This window comes from Streptomyces sp. NPDC051913, from assembly GCF_044593635.1.
GTDB lineage: Bacteria > Actinomycetota > Actinomycetes > Streptomycetales > Streptomycetaceae > Streptomyces.
This window is the reverse complement of record NZ_JBIUCI010000009.1, coordinates 129,411-142,105: the sequence shown is the minus strand read 5'-3', so window position 1 is coordinate 142,105 and position 12,695 is coordinate 129,411. Positions and strand designations below refer to the sequence as shown.

At 73.5% G+C, this 12,695-nt stretch carries 8 protein-coding genes and 1 pseudogene; 6 read left to right on the top strand and 3 right to left on the bottom strand.

Translation table 11 applies throughout. From position 1 onward, the window contains the following. Nucleotides 1–39 precede the first annotated feature (39 nt). Nucleotides 40–1,197, top strand: a complete 1,158-nt coding sequence (locus ACIHIX_RS27025) for an ROK family transcriptional regulator (RefSeq protein ID WP_399960451.1) — start codon at nt 40–42, stop codon at nt 1,195–1,197. 64 nt (nt 1,198–1,261) lie between these two features. Here the strand turns inward: ACIHIX_RS27025 and ACIHIX_RS27020 are convergent, their stop codons facing one another. Both ACIHIX_RS27020 and ACIHIX_RS27015 read right to left on the bottom strand, forming a co-directional pair. Then, nucleotides 1,262–2,023 (bottom strand): GntR family transcriptional regulator, encoded by a 762-nt coding sequence (locus ACIHIX_RS27020; RefSeq protein WP_399960449.1) that lies wholly within the window; start codon nt 2,021–2,023, stop codon nt 1,262–1,264. A 242-nt stretch (nt 2,024–2,265) separates the two neighbouring features. After that, nucleotides 2,266–3,147 carry an RNA polymerase sigma-70 factor gene (locus ACIHIX_RS27015; protein WP_399960447.1) on the bottom strand — a complete coding sequence of 294 codons (882 nt, stop codon included), beginning with the start codon at nt 3,145–3,147 and terminating at the stop codon, nt 2,266–2,268. Between the two features lie 158 nt (nt 3,148–3,305). Between ACIHIX_RS27015 and ACIHIX_RS27010 the strand changes: the two genes are divergently transcribed. Beyond that, a complete protein-coding gene (locus ACIHIX_RS27010) occupies nt 3,306–4,136 on the top strand; it encodes an alpha/beta fold hydrolase (RefSeq protein ID WP_399960445.1) in 831 nt (276 codons plus the stop codon). Nucleotides 4,137–4,205: 69 nt separating this feature from the next. Here ACIHIX_RS27010 and ACIHIX_RS27005 read toward each other — a convergent pair. Next, nucleotides 4,206–5,039: pseudogene (locus tag ACIHIX_RS27005) on the bottom strand (EamA family transporter); the annotation flags it as partial. A 154-nt stretch (nt 5,040–5,193) separates the two neighbouring features. Between ACIHIX_RS27005 and ACIHIX_RS27000 the strand changes: the two are divergent. From ACIHIX_RS27000 to ACIHIX_RS26985, 4 genes are all read left to right on the top strand, one after another. After that, nucleotides 5,194–6,672 carry a PLP-dependent aminotransferase family protein gene (locus ACIHIX_RS27000; RefSeq protein ID WP_399960444.1) on the top strand — a complete coding sequence of 493 codons (1,479 nt, stop codon included), beginning with the start codon at nt 5,194–5,196 and terminating at the stop codon, nt 6,670–6,672. A 150-nt stretch (nt 6,673–6,822) separates the two neighbouring features. Further along, nucleotides 6,823–8,412, top strand: coding sequence for an alkaline phosphatase D family protein (locus tag ACIHIX_RS26995; protein WP_399960442.1), 1,590 nt, complete (start codon nt 6,823–6,825; stop codon nt 8,410–8,412). 139 nt (nt 8,413–8,551) lie between these two features. Continuing rightward, complete coding sequence (locus ACIHIX_RS26990; RefSeq protein WP_399960440.1) at nt 8,552–9,985, top strand: SWIM zinc finger family protein; 1,434 nt, start codon at nt 8,552–8,554, stop codon at nt 9,983–9,985. After that, nucleotides 9,982–12,624, top strand: coding sequence for a DUF6493 family protein (locus tag ACIHIX_RS26985; protein ID WP_399960438.1), 2,643 nt, complete (start codon nt 9,982–9,984; stop codon nt 12,622–12,624). The genes ACIHIX_RS26990 and ACIHIX_RS26985 overlap by 4 nt, the downstream gene beginning before the upstream one ends. Nucleotides 12,625–12,695: the final 71 nt, after the last annotated feature.

The window sequence follows — 12,695 nt, the reverse complement described above, 5'->3', positions numbered from 1 at the left end:
CGATCCGGCCAACATGCGCACGAGCTGGGAGGACGGACCGTGGGGCGGCTGACCGGCGGGGATCCCTCGCTGTTGCGACGGATCAACTCCGCGGTGGTGCTGCACGCGCTGCGTGCCACGGACTGCGCGACCCTCACCGAGATCACCCGGGTGACGGGCCTGTCCCGGCCGACGGTCGAAGGCGTGGTCGAGGGGCTGATCGAGGCGGGGTACGTCGTCGAGAAGGCGGCGGACGAGAGCGTCGTACGGCGGCAGGGGCGGCCCGCGCGAAGGTTCCGGTTCCGGGCCGAGGCCGGTCATCTGCTCGGCCTCGACATCGGGCCGCACCGGGTCGCCGCGCTCCTGTCCGACCTGGACGGCCGGGTGCTCGGCGCCGTCGCGAAGGACGTGACCGAGACGGCCTCCGCCGACGAGCGGCTGGAGCGGCTGCGTACGGCGGTCGCGGAGCTGCTGCGCCGGGCGGGGGTGTCCCGGGACTCGCTGCGCGCGGTGGGTGTGGCCTCGCCGGGGATCGTGGAGGCGGACGGCACGGTGCGGTTGTGCGCCGCGCTGCCCGAGTGGACGGGGCTGCGGCTCGGCGAGCGGCTGAGCCGGTCCTTCAAGTGCCCGGTGCTGGTGGAGAACGACGCCAACGCGGCGGCGGTCGCCGAGCACTGGAAGGGCGCGGCCACCGAGTCCGACGACATGGTGTTCGTGCTGGCCGGGCTGAGCCCCGGCGCCGGATCGCTGATCGGCGGGCGGCTGCACCGGGGGTTCGGCGGGGCGGCCGGAGAGATCGGGGCGCTGCACCTGCTGGGCCGCGGGGTGACGCCGGAGGCGCTGCTGTCCACCACGGACGAGCCGCTGCACCCGCTCGACGAGCAGGCCGTCGCCGAGGTCTTCGCACAGGCCCGCGAGGGCGACCAGCGGGCCCGCGCGGCCGTCGAACGCTTCATCCAGCGGCTCGTCCACGACGTGGCGGCCCTCGCCCTGGCCCTGGACCCCGAGCTGGTCGTGATCGGCGGCTGGGCGGCCGGCCTCGACGGTGTACTGGAGCCGCTGCGAAGGGAGTTGGCGCGTTACTGCCTTCGTCCGCCGAAGGTCACCCTGTCCCTGCTCGGCGAGGCGGCGGTGGCGACGGGCGCGCTGCGGCTGGCCCTGGACCATGTGGAGGAGCAGCTCTTCGCGGTGGAGGGCACGGTGACGGCGCGGCGCTGAGGGCCCTGACATGGCTCGGGCCCCGGAGCTGCACCGGGGCCCGAGCCATGTGATGGCGCGGCGGTCAGGACGCCCGGCGCTCCGGGTCCTGGTGGATCTCCACGCCGCCGGAGTCGCCGAACGTCAGCCGGCAGGTGTCGGCGCGGTAGGTGGCGACGGAGAGCGCGGCGGTGCGGCCACCGGCGAAGAAGCGGGTGGTGACGACCAGGACGGGGGCGCCCGGCAGGCGGTCCAGCTGCTTGGCGTCGTCCGCGCGGGCCGAGCCGAGTTCGACGGCGCTGTCCTGCCCCTCCAGTTCCAGGCGCTGCAACTCACGCAGTACGGCACGCGCGCGTGCCGCCCCCGGCGGGGTGTCTATGGCGGACAGCTCGGGCACCGACGACTGCGGGACGTAGAGCAGCTCCGCGGCGACGGGCTGACCGTGCGTCATCCGGGAGCGGCGCACGATGTGCACGCTGTCGTCACGGCCGGATTCCAGCACGGCGGCGACGGCGGCCGGCGGGACGTCCAGGGTGCTGTCGGCCGGCTGCCAGGCATCGGTGGCCGTGCCCGGCCAGGCCTGCTGCTCGGTGCCGACCGCGACCCCCACGCGCGGCGGCGCGACCGTCGTACCGACTCCTCGGCGGCGCTGGAGGCGGCCTTCCAGTTCGAGCTGTTCCAGGGCCTGGCGGAGCGTGGCACGGGCGACGCCGAACCGGGCGGCGAGGTCTCGCTCGTTGGGCAGGATCTCGCCCACGGAGAACTCGGAGTCCAGTGCCTCACTGAGCACGGTCTTGAGATGCCAGTACTTCGGTTCCGGCACCGATTCCAGCTGCGTGGTCCCCACCCTGTCCTCCGCAATCGCCGTAATCCGGCGGCGTTTTAGCGCCCTTGTTTATTAAAGGTTGTTGCACTTCTCTGCGACCATAGGGCGGCCCCCACCCTTGGTCAATACCAATCCTCGATCCCTGGCGGCACTCACAGGGACCGGGCCGCGGAGCGTTCACGAGGCGTTCGTACGGGGTGGTGGTTCGTGACATGACGGCAAAGCCCCCGTCGCGCAGGACGGGGGCTTCGAACCGTGCGCCGCTAGGCGGAAAGCGATTGCAGCTTGTCGGGGTTGCTCAGCAGGTAGACCGACTGGATCCGGCCGTCCGCGACGTCCACCTGGAAGACCGTGACGACCTCGTCGCCGGACAGGACCACGACCGCCGGACCGCCGTTGAGCTCCAGGGCACGGTAGGACATGTCCGGAACGCCCTTGCGCGCGGCGCCGATGAGGAACCGGCCGACCTTGTCCGCGGTCTCGATGATCCGCACCGGCGCCTTCGACTTGCCGCCACTGTCGCCGACGAGACGGACGTCGGGGGCCAGCAGCGACATGAGCGCGTCCAGGTCGCCGTCCGCGGCGGCGGCGAGGAAGCGCTCGGTGAAGTCACGGCGCTGGGCGGGGTCGACCTCGTAGCGGGGCCGTCGCTCCTCGACATGCCTGCGCGCCCGCCCGGCGAGCTGACGCACCGCCGGTTCCTCGCGGTCGAGGAGAGCGGCGATGTCCGCGTACGGGTATCCGAAGGCCTCCCTGAGCACGAACACCGCGCGCTCCAGGGGCGAGAGGGACTCCATGACGACGAGGACGGCGAGCGAGACGGAGTCGGCGAGCACGGCCCGCTCCGCGGTGTCCGGGACGACGTCCCCGAAGTCGGTGACGTAGGGCTCCGGCAGCCACGGCCCGACGTAGGCCTCGTTGCGCGCCTTGATCTGGCGGAGCCGGTCGATGGCCAGGCGGGTCGTGATCCGCACGAGGTAGCCGCGCGGTTCGCGCACGTCCCCGCGGTCGGCGCCGGACCAGCGCAGCCAGGCCTCCTGGACCACGTCCTCCGCGTCGGCCACCCGCCCGAGCATGCGGTAGGCGACTCCCAGCAGTACGGGGCGGTGCTCTTCGAAGACGTCGGTCACGGTGTCGATGGTCACGGCTCCATCCCAGCCGACCCGCCGCGCGCTGTCCAGGCGGATTCGGCAGTCCGACCCCGGAAGGGCTACCCGCCGGTAGCAATTGCTGACAAGCTGTCTACGCAGCGTCCGCCAGCGAGTTCGACACCCCCACGAGTCCCAGACGAGGAGCACATCCCATGGCCGGCACCGTCTCGTTCAAGGTCCCTTCCCCGCACGGCCCGCGATCGGTGACGGTCGACTACGCGCGCGTGGGCAGCGGCGAACCGCTGCTGCTGCTGCACGGCATAGGCCACCACCGGCAGGCCTGGGACCCGGTCGTGGACATCCTGGCGACCGAACGCGACGTCATCGCCGTGGACCTGCCCGGCTTCGGCGCGTCCCCGGGGCTGCCCGACGGACTCTCGTACGACCTGGCCACCACGACCGCCGTGTTCGGCGCGTTCTGCGAGGCGCTGGAACTGGACCGGCCGCATGTGGCGGGCAACTCGCTCGGTGGCCTGCTCGCCCTGGAACTCGGCCGGGAGAAGCTCGTACGGTCCGTCACCGCGCTGTCTCCCGCGGGCTTCTGGTCCGAGGCCGAGCGGCGGTACGCCTTCACCGTGCTGCTGGCGATGCGGGGGATCGCCCAGCGGATGCCGTTGCCCGTCGTGGAGCGGCTGTCGCGGTCGGCTGCCGGACGGACCGCGCTGACGAGCACCATCTACGCCCGCCCGGGCCGGCGTTCACCGGAGGCCGTCGTCGCCGAGACGCTCGCGCTGGTGAACGCGGAGGGCTTCGCCGACACCCTCCGTGCGGGCGGCTCCGTCCAGTTCGTGGAGGACGTCCCCGGCATCCCGGTCACCGTGGCCTGGGGCAGCAAGGACCGGCTCCTGCTGCGCCGCCAAGGGGGCCGCGCCAAGCAGATCATTCCCAAGGCCCGCCTCGTGCGGCTGCCCGGTTGCGGGCACTGCCCGATGAACGACGACCCGGCGCTCGTGGCGCGGGTGATCCTCGACGGCAGCCGCTGAGGCCTCCCGGACAGCAGGCGCCGAGGCCCTCCGGTTCCTGCGGAACGCGCCCGAGCCGAGGGCGACTCCGGCGCCCACGAGGCCGCTGCCGACGGCCTGGGCGGTGCCGTAGGCCCCTGTGCCGACGAGTGGGGCGGTGCAGGCGGCGGCGACCGGGATGAGGCCGGAGAACAACGTGGCACGCTCCGCGCCGATCCGCTGCACCCCCATGTACCAGCACACGAAGCCGACGACGGTGACGACCGCCGCCTGCCACAGCAGCGCGGCGGCCTCGGCGCCGTCCGGTCGGCGCCACCACGCCGTGCCGTCCAGGAGTAGCCCCGCCGCCAGGGACTCGGCCGCGGCGACCCCGCACACCGTCGCGGACAGCAGCCGTGGGCCCAGCGGGCGCAGTACGGGTACGGCGAGGACCGCGAAGCCGACCTCACCGGCGAGCGCGCCCACGGAGAAGGCGAGACCCGTGGCGTCCGTACGTCCCCAGCCCTGGACGGTGAAGGCCCCCAGGGCGACGAGCAACGCCCCGTAGAGCACGACGCGTTGGGGCCGACGTCCGTCGAGCGCCGGGACGACGACGGCCACCACGACGGGGGCGCAGCCGACGAAGACGCCCGGAACGGCGGGCTCGGCGGTGCGTTCGGCGGCGATGACGGCCATGTTGAAGCCGACCATGCCGACGGCGGCGAGCAGCGCGAGACGGCCCCACGCGCGGGGCCCGAGCGCCCTCAGCCGGGCCGGGGCGCCGCGCCCGGCGAGGGGCAGGAGCAGCAGACAGGCCAGTCCGTAGCGGAGGAACTGACCGCCCGCGTACGGGTAGTCGCCGAGTTTGCTGTTGGCGGTGAAGGACGCGCCGACGAGGACACAGGCGAATCCTGCGAGCAGCGTTCCGCGGGTGGTGGCGTTCATGGAAGTGACGCTAGGCAGTGGGGCGGTCCGGCTCGAGGTCCATTTCCGTGGCACGATCGGGGACCAATCGGGGACCGATCGGCAGTGGCGGGAAGGGTGGGGCGTGGGCGGGAGGGAGGACGCTGCGGGGTCGGCACCAGAAGGACGACCCGGGTTGCCGTCGGCTTCGGGCGGCGGTGCCGGGTCGGTCGCCTGGGAGCTGCTGCTTCCGGCTGTTTCCGCGCCCGCCCGTGCGCGTGGGCGGGCCTTGCAGTCGGCGCTGCGGGAGGCGGTGCGGTCGGGGCGGCTGGTGCCCGGCACGCGGTTGCCGTCGAGCCGGGATCTGGCGGCGGACCTCGGGGTGTCCCGGGGGCTGGTCACCGAGGCGTACGAGCAGTTGACGGCCGAGGGCTATCTGCGCAGCGGCCGGGGCGCGGGGACCTGGGTGGGCGGTGCCGTACGGGCGGCCCGGCCACGCGCGCGTGACCTCGCGCCCCGGCCGCCCGGTGCCCGGGCCGACTTCGTGCCCGGCACCCCGGACCTGTCCCTGTTCCCGCGGCCGGCCTGGGCGGCGGCGCAGCGTGGGGTGCTGGCGGAGCTGCCGCACCACGAACTCGGCTATCCCGACCCGCGCGGGCTGCCCCGGCTGCGTACCGCGCTCGCCGAACTCCTCGCGCGCCGCCGGGGTGTGGTCGCCGATCCGGAGCGGATCGTGGTGGTCTCCGGCGTGGCCCAGGCGACGACGCTGCTCGGCTTCGCGCTCCACGCGCGCGGGTTGCGCTCGGTCGGGGTCGAGGATCCCGGCAGCCCCCAGCACGACGGCCTCTACGCTGCGGCCGGTGTCACCCCGGTGCCGGTCCCGCTGGACGACGAAGGGCTCGCCCTCGGACCACTGCGGGCGTCGGGCGTCCGCGCGGTCGTCACGACGCCCGCCCACCAGTACCCCACCGGCATCGCCTGCTCCGCGCGGCGCCGGGCCGAACTCCTCGACTGGACACGCTCGGTGGACGGGTTCCTCCTGGAGGACGACTACGACGGCGACTTCCGCTACGACCGCGCCCCCGTCGGCGCGCTCCAGGGCCTCGACCCGGAACGCGTCGCGTACGCGGGCTCGGTCAGCAAGTCCCTCGCCCCGGGGCTGCGGCTCGGCTGGCTGCTCGTGCCGGAGGCCCTCGCCGACGAGGTGATCGAGCGCAAGCGGACCATGGACCTCGGCCATCCCACCCTCGACCAGGCGGCCTTCACCCGCTTCGTGGAGCGCGGCGACTACGACCGTCAGCTGCGCCGCTGCCAGCACGCCTACCGCGAGCGACGCGACGCCCTCGTGGCCGCGCTGGAGGAGCACTTCCCCGGCTCGGAGGTGTCCGGGATCGCCGCCGGGCTGCATGTCATCGCCACGCTGCCAGAGCGGTACGGGCCCGAGGAGCGCTTCCTCGCGCGCGTGACGGCGGCCGGGGTGGCCGTACGTCCGCTGTCGGCCTGCACGCACGCGCGTACCGGCGTCGATGACGGAGCCCGCGGTGGCGAGCGGGTTCCGGCGCACGCACGTACCGGCGACTCGGCGGAGGTGCGGCTGGTGCTCGGGTACGCGCACCTCTCCCCCGCGCGCGTCCGTGAAGGGATACGCCTGATGGCAGAGGCGATCTCCCGCTGATCGGCGCCCGCCCACGCGCGTGCTCTGTCTCGAACGCCGGTTCCCGTGCGAATGCGGTCAGTTGTTCACTTGCGGTTTCCGTGTGCGCTGCGGCGCACCAGTAGTCATGGCATCGCACACTGGCCGGATCCCGTCCCTGGAGGCGCATCCATGTCCCACCGTCCGTTTCCCGGCCGCCGCAGCGTGCTGCGCGGCTCCCTGGTCGCGTCGGCGGCCCTGACCCTGCCCGCCGCGGCCGGCGCCGCGGCACCGGCGTTCGCGCTCTCCGGGCGTCCCGAGGCGGGGTGGGGTGTGCAGACGGGAGACGTGACCGCGCACTCCGGGCTGGTGTGGGTACGTTCCGACCGTCCCGCGCGGATGATCGTCGAGACGTCCGCCACCGAGTCGTTCCGCAACGCGCGCCGCTGGCAGGGCCCCCTGCTCGGCGCGGGTACCGACTTCACCGGCACCACCCGCCTGCACGGCCTCCCGGCCGGCGAGCAGATCCACTACCGCGTACTGCTCGCCGACCCGGACGACCCGCGCCGCACCGGCGAGGCGGTCACCGGCACCTTCCGTACGGCGTCGGCCGGGCGCCGCGACGGCGTCCGCTTCCTGTGGTCCGGCGACCTGGCGGGCCAGGGCTGGGGCATCAACCCGGACTTCGGCGGCTACACGATCTACCAGGCCATGGCCGCGCTCGACCCGGACTTCTTCCTGTGCAGCGGCGACAACATCTACGCCGACGGCCCCATCCCGGCGACGGCCACGCTGCCCGACGGCAGTGTCTGGCGGAACGTCACCACCGAGGAGAAGGCGAAGGTCGCCGAGACGCTGGCGGAGTTCCGCGGGAACTTCCGCTACAACCTGCTCGACGACAACCTGCGGCGGTTCAACGCCCAGGTACCGTCGATCATCCAGTGGGACGACCACGAGGTGCGCAACAACTGGTACCCGGGCGAGGTGATCGCGTCCACCGACACCCGCTACACCGAGAAGAGCGTCGACGTGCTCGCGGCGCGGGCCCGGCGGGCGTTCGGCGAGTACTTCCCGATCTCCACGCTCCCGACGGGGCAGCGGGACGGCCGGGTGTACCGGGTGCTGCGGCAGGGTCCGCTGCTGGACGTGTTCGTGCTGGACATGCGGACGTACCGCAACGCCAACTCGGCCGACGACCAGACCGTGGACCCGCAGGGCATCCTCGGGCGTGAGCAGCTGGAGTGGCTCAAGCGGGAGTTGGCGCGCTCACGGGCGGTGTGGAAGGTGATCGCCTCCGACATGCCGCTCGGGCTCGTCGTGCCGGACACCACCGAGGGCAGGGCCAACATCGAGGCGGTGGCGCAGGGCGATCCGGGCGCGCCGCTCGGGCGTGAGCTCCAGATCGCCGAGCTGCTGCGGTACATCAAGCACCGTCGGATCACCGGCACGGTGTGGCTGACGGCCGACGTGCACCACACGTCGGCGCAGCACTACCAGCCGTCGCGGGCCGCGTTCACGGACTTCGAGCCGTTCTGGGAGTTCGTCTCGGGCCCGCTGAACGCCGGCGCCTTCCCGGCGAGCGCGCTCGACAACACCTTCGGCCCGGAGCGGGTGTTCGTGAAGGCCCCGACCGCCTCGAACGTCTCCCCCGCCGGCGGCTACCAGTTCTTCGGCGAGGTCGACATCGACGGCGACAGCGGCGAACTGACGGTCCGGCTGCGTGAGCAGGACGGCACCGTGCTGTTCACGCGGGTGCTCCAGCCGGGCCGCGTGGGTCAGTAACCCTCATCGGCTCCCGTACCCTCGAAGGCGGGCCGCGTACCGGCGTCATCCCCCGGTGCGCGGCTTGTGAACTCCCCCTTCGAAAGGGCGTTTTCGCAGGTCGAAGCCGATTGTCAGTGGTCGCCTCTACGGTTTTTCCATGACGCGATCCTTGCAGGCCGTGGCCTATCACCGACCCTCCGTGCTGGAGTCCGCGACGGGTGCGCAGCGCCTGGGACTGGAGACCTCACGGGGTGCGACGCCCTCGGGTCCGACGGACCATCCGCGGTTCTTCACCGGCTTCCTGACGTCTCCTCAGGTGACCTCCGCAGGCCTGCTCGCGGTGGCCGACGTGGCGGCGGCACGCTACTACCAGCGGCAGCTGCGCGCCTCGCTCGACCCGGTGGTGACGGGCAACGGCGACCGGCTGCGCTTCGAGTCCTTCTCGGGCTGCGGCGGGGTGTACGCCCGCCTGGACATCCTGGAGGCAGGCCTCGACGGCGGCGAGGTGGGGCACGGCACGACGAACGTCGATGTGAACAACCCCCTGCGCGAGGCCCTGTCGCGGATCGGCGCGGACGATCCGCTCCATCTGCGGGTCGGCCCCGAGGAGTTGGCCGTGACCACGCTGGACGGTCCGGTCGTGGAGAAGAAGGTACCGCTCCCGGACCGCTGGCTGCGGGGGTTCGCGGAGGCCCAGGTGATCGCGGCGGGCTTCGATCTGCGAGCCGAGCTGTCCGCCGCCGAGGCCGTGCGGTTCCTGCGCTCGCTGCCGCGCGGCGCATCACGGGGCGGCCCGCGCTGGGTGGCGCCGGCGGGCGGCGCGCTGCGTCCGACGACGCGCGCGGTACCGGGCGCGGTGTGTCTGCCCGGCCCGGAGCGGTTGATCGCTCTCCAGCGGGTGCTCCGGCACGCGACCGCGCTGCGGGTGTACGGCCCCACGGTGGCGGCCGGCGCCGACGCGACGGCCAGTGCCTGGGAGGCCGTCCTACCGGGCATGCGGCTCACCCTGACGCTGTCGCCCGACGCCTCACGCGGCTTCTCCGGTGAGGGCGGCGTTCTGGACGCGCTCGCCACCGACGAGGCCGCCGAGGACGCGGAGCTGATCGCGGTGCTCCTGGCCTGGGAGCCCCGCGTCGAGGTGGCCGACCTCGCCGCGGCGGCGGGCCTCACGCCCGAGCGGGTCCGGGCGGCCTTGGTGCGCCTCGGCACCTCGGGCCGCGTCGGGTACGACACGGCGGAGGCGGCCTACTTCCACCGAGAGCTGCCGTACGACGCCGAGCGCGTCGAGCGGCACAACCCGCGCCTGCGTTCGGCGCGGTCGCTGGTGGCGGCGGGGGCGATCGCCCTGGACGGCGCGGGGGGCACGGTGACGGCGGAAGACGGCCATGTGCACCGGGTGCGGGACACAGCGGGGGTGCTCACGTGCAGTTGTCTGTGGTGGGCGAAGTACCGGGGCGGACGCGGGCCGTGCAAGCACGCGCTGGCGGTGCAGATGGTGCGGCGGGGTGCCGCGGTCGAGGCGGTGGCCACGGTGGACGGGACTGCCGCGGTGGCGCGGGAGACGGTGCGAGTCGACGGGGGTGCGCGATGAACGCGCTGATGGACGCGGTGCGGGCCGGGCGGACGAGCGAGCTGACAGGCCTGCTGGACGGGATGACGGACGCCGAACGACGGGCGGTCTTCCCCGAGTTGAAGGAGCTCCGCAAGGAGTTGAGGGCGGATCGGTGGGGTGTGCAGGCCCGGCGCGCCCATCCTGCCCTCCAGGTGGCCGGAGCGGCCTGCCAGACCGGCGCCGCCGCCGTCGCGAACTGGCTGGCCGCCGCCGACATGCGGTGGTGGCAGGCGCCCCCGGCGGTGCTGATCGACGTCCTGGCCGATCGCGAGACCGACTGGCTCGCCGACGTGGTGCACCGGCTCGCCCAGCGCCCGCCGAGTGCGCGGGTGCCGTACGAGCTGATGGCGGGCCTGGTCCGGCTCTCCGCCTGCCAGGTCCCGACGACGCAGGCCTATGTGGAGGGCTGGACGCGCCACATCGGCAGCGTCTGGCAGCGCGGCGACACGGTGCTCGCCCGGCTCCGCAAGGACCCGCATCTCCCTCAGCTCGTGGCCGCGCTCTTCGAGACGGACGACATCGGTGGCACCCTTCAGTGGCCTGCCGAGGACGGGCCCAACAGCTGGACCGGCGCATTGGCGCAGCTCACCGCCGAGGGCGCCCTGGAGCGCGGGGCAACGGTCCACGCGTGCGTGTCCCGGCTTCTGCGGGGCGGGACAGTCGCCGACCACCGAGGGTTTCTGCGGCTCCTCAAGGCCCTCGACCTCACCCGCGAGGAAGAACGGGGACGCACAGCGGAGTGGCTGGCCCTGGCCTCGGACGCCCCCTCGGTGGTGGCCTCGCACGCGCAGTCGGTGCTGGGCGGCCTCGCCCTGGACGGCGAGTTGTCCGCGCGTCAGCTGGCCGAGATGTCGGGCGGGGTGCTGTTCCGCACCGAGAAGAAGCTCGTCCGGGCCCAACTCGTCCTGCTGGGCAAGGTGATGGCGCGCGACGCCGCTACGGCCGACGAACTGCTGCCCGCCGCCGCGCAGGCCTTCGGGCACGAGGACTCGGACGTCCAGGAGCGGGCGTTGAAGCTGGTGGAACGGCACATCGGGAAGGCCGGCGCCGAGACGCGGGCGGAACTGGCCGAGACAGCAGGGCAGTTGATGCCAGCGCTCCGCACGCGGGCGGTCGCATCGCTGGGCATGGCTGCGGCGGACATGGAGCCGGTGGTGCACGAGGAGGTGCTGCCGCCGGCGCCGGAGCCGGTGCGACTGAGGCCCGCTCCCGAGTCGGTGGCCGAACTCGCCGAGGAGGTCGGCGCGTTGCTGGCCTCCGGAGGTGATGTGGCGTCGTTCGAGCGCACCCTGGACGGGCTGGTACGCCACGCGCACACGAGCCGGGCCGCCCTGGTCGAGGCACTCGACCCCGTCGTGGCGCGACTGTGGTGGGCCACCGCCGAGACCGAACACATCCGGGGCGACACGTCCCTCACCAACTACCCGCACCTCCAGCTCGTCCTCGCGGCGGTGCTCGGCAAGGTCCGGACGGAGACGCTCCACGCCGCGGTCCAGCGCGGGACGACCGGGCAGACCTGTGTGCACAGCGCCCTCGACCGTGCCTACCAGGCGCGGATCTCCGAGGTGGCGTACCGGATGCGGACCGATCCGTTGCCGTTCCTGCTGTCCACCCCGACCTGGAGCACGGGCCTGCTGGAGCCCGACGAACTGGTGGAGCGCCTCGTCGGCTACCGGCGGCTGGGCGCCCGGCCCTCGGACGCGGACTTCGCGCAGGCACTGCTGCGCGTGCGGCGCGGGGACCGGGCCGCGGCGGCATCGGCGGCGGAGCGCGCGGCTGCCCTCGGCACCGAGCAGGGCAGACGGCTGGCCCGCTGGCTTACCGCCGGCGGCCCGCAGCTCCCGGTGGACCGGCGTCGTACGACCCACTCGCGCGTCCTGGTCGAGTGCGGGGCGCTTGAGGAAGTGCAGGACGAATTCCCGCGCGAGTTCCGGCCCCTCGGTCAGCCGGTGAGCGTCTACCGGGAACGCTGGCACTGCTACCACTGGGACGACTCGATACGTCCGCACTGGCTCGCCCTGCTCCCCGAGCGACGTGAGCTCGTCGCGGCCCGGATGCTCCGTGATCTCTCCACGGTCGCCGTGGACGACCTCCGCGGCCCTGCGGCCGTACTGCCCCTGCTCGCCGAGTCCGGCGGCGAGGCGGGCGACGCCGTCCATCTGTGCGTGGCGTACGGGCTCGGCGCGCGCCACGAGGAGGACCGGCTCGCCGCAGTGGACGCCCTGCTGGTGCTCGCCGCACGGGGCCAGCTCGATGCGGCGCTGCTGGGCTCGGACCTCGGGCAGTTGGCGCGGGACGGGGCGGTGAAGCCGTTGCGGCTGGCCGACTCGCTGCGCACGGCGGCCGCGACGGGGGCGAACGCGACGATCTGGGGGATGCTGCGCCACACCCTGCCGCTGCTGCTCGGCGACCTCGCGACCGGTGGGCCGGACGGACAGGCCGCCAGGAGCCGAGGGCTCGGGGAGCTGCTGGCGGTGGCCGCGGAGTGCGCCGAGCGGTCCGGGGCGCGGGGTGAACTGCCGCACCTGGCCACGGCCGCGGCCCGGCGCGGGTCGTCGCGGCTGGTGACGCAGGCCCGACGGTTGCAGGGGGCGTTGGTCGAGGAGGTCGCGGCGTGACACGAAGGTCGTGACAGGAAGGTCGTGACAGGAAGGTCGTGACAGGACCGCAAGGAAACAGACAAAAACCC

Bases quoted from the DNA above. Each gene is read 5' to 3' on its own strand.
- ACIHIX_RS27010 (WP_399960445.1), top strand. From the start codon at position 3,306: ATGGCCGGCACCGTCTCGTTCAAGGTCCCTTCCCCGCACGGCCCGCGA.
- ACIHIX_RS26995 (WP_399960442.1), top strand. From the start codon at position 6,823: ATGTCCCACCGTCCGTTTCCCGGCCGCCGCAGCGTGCTGCGCGGCTCC.
- ACIHIX_RS26990 (WP_399960440.1), top strand. From the start codon at position 8,552: ATGACGCGATCCTTGCAGGCCGTGGCCTATCACCGACCCTCCGTGCTG.
- ACIHIX_RS26985 (WP_399960438.1), top strand. From the start codon at position 9,982: ATGAACGCGCTGATGGACGCGGTGCGGGCCGGGCGGACGAGCGAGCTG.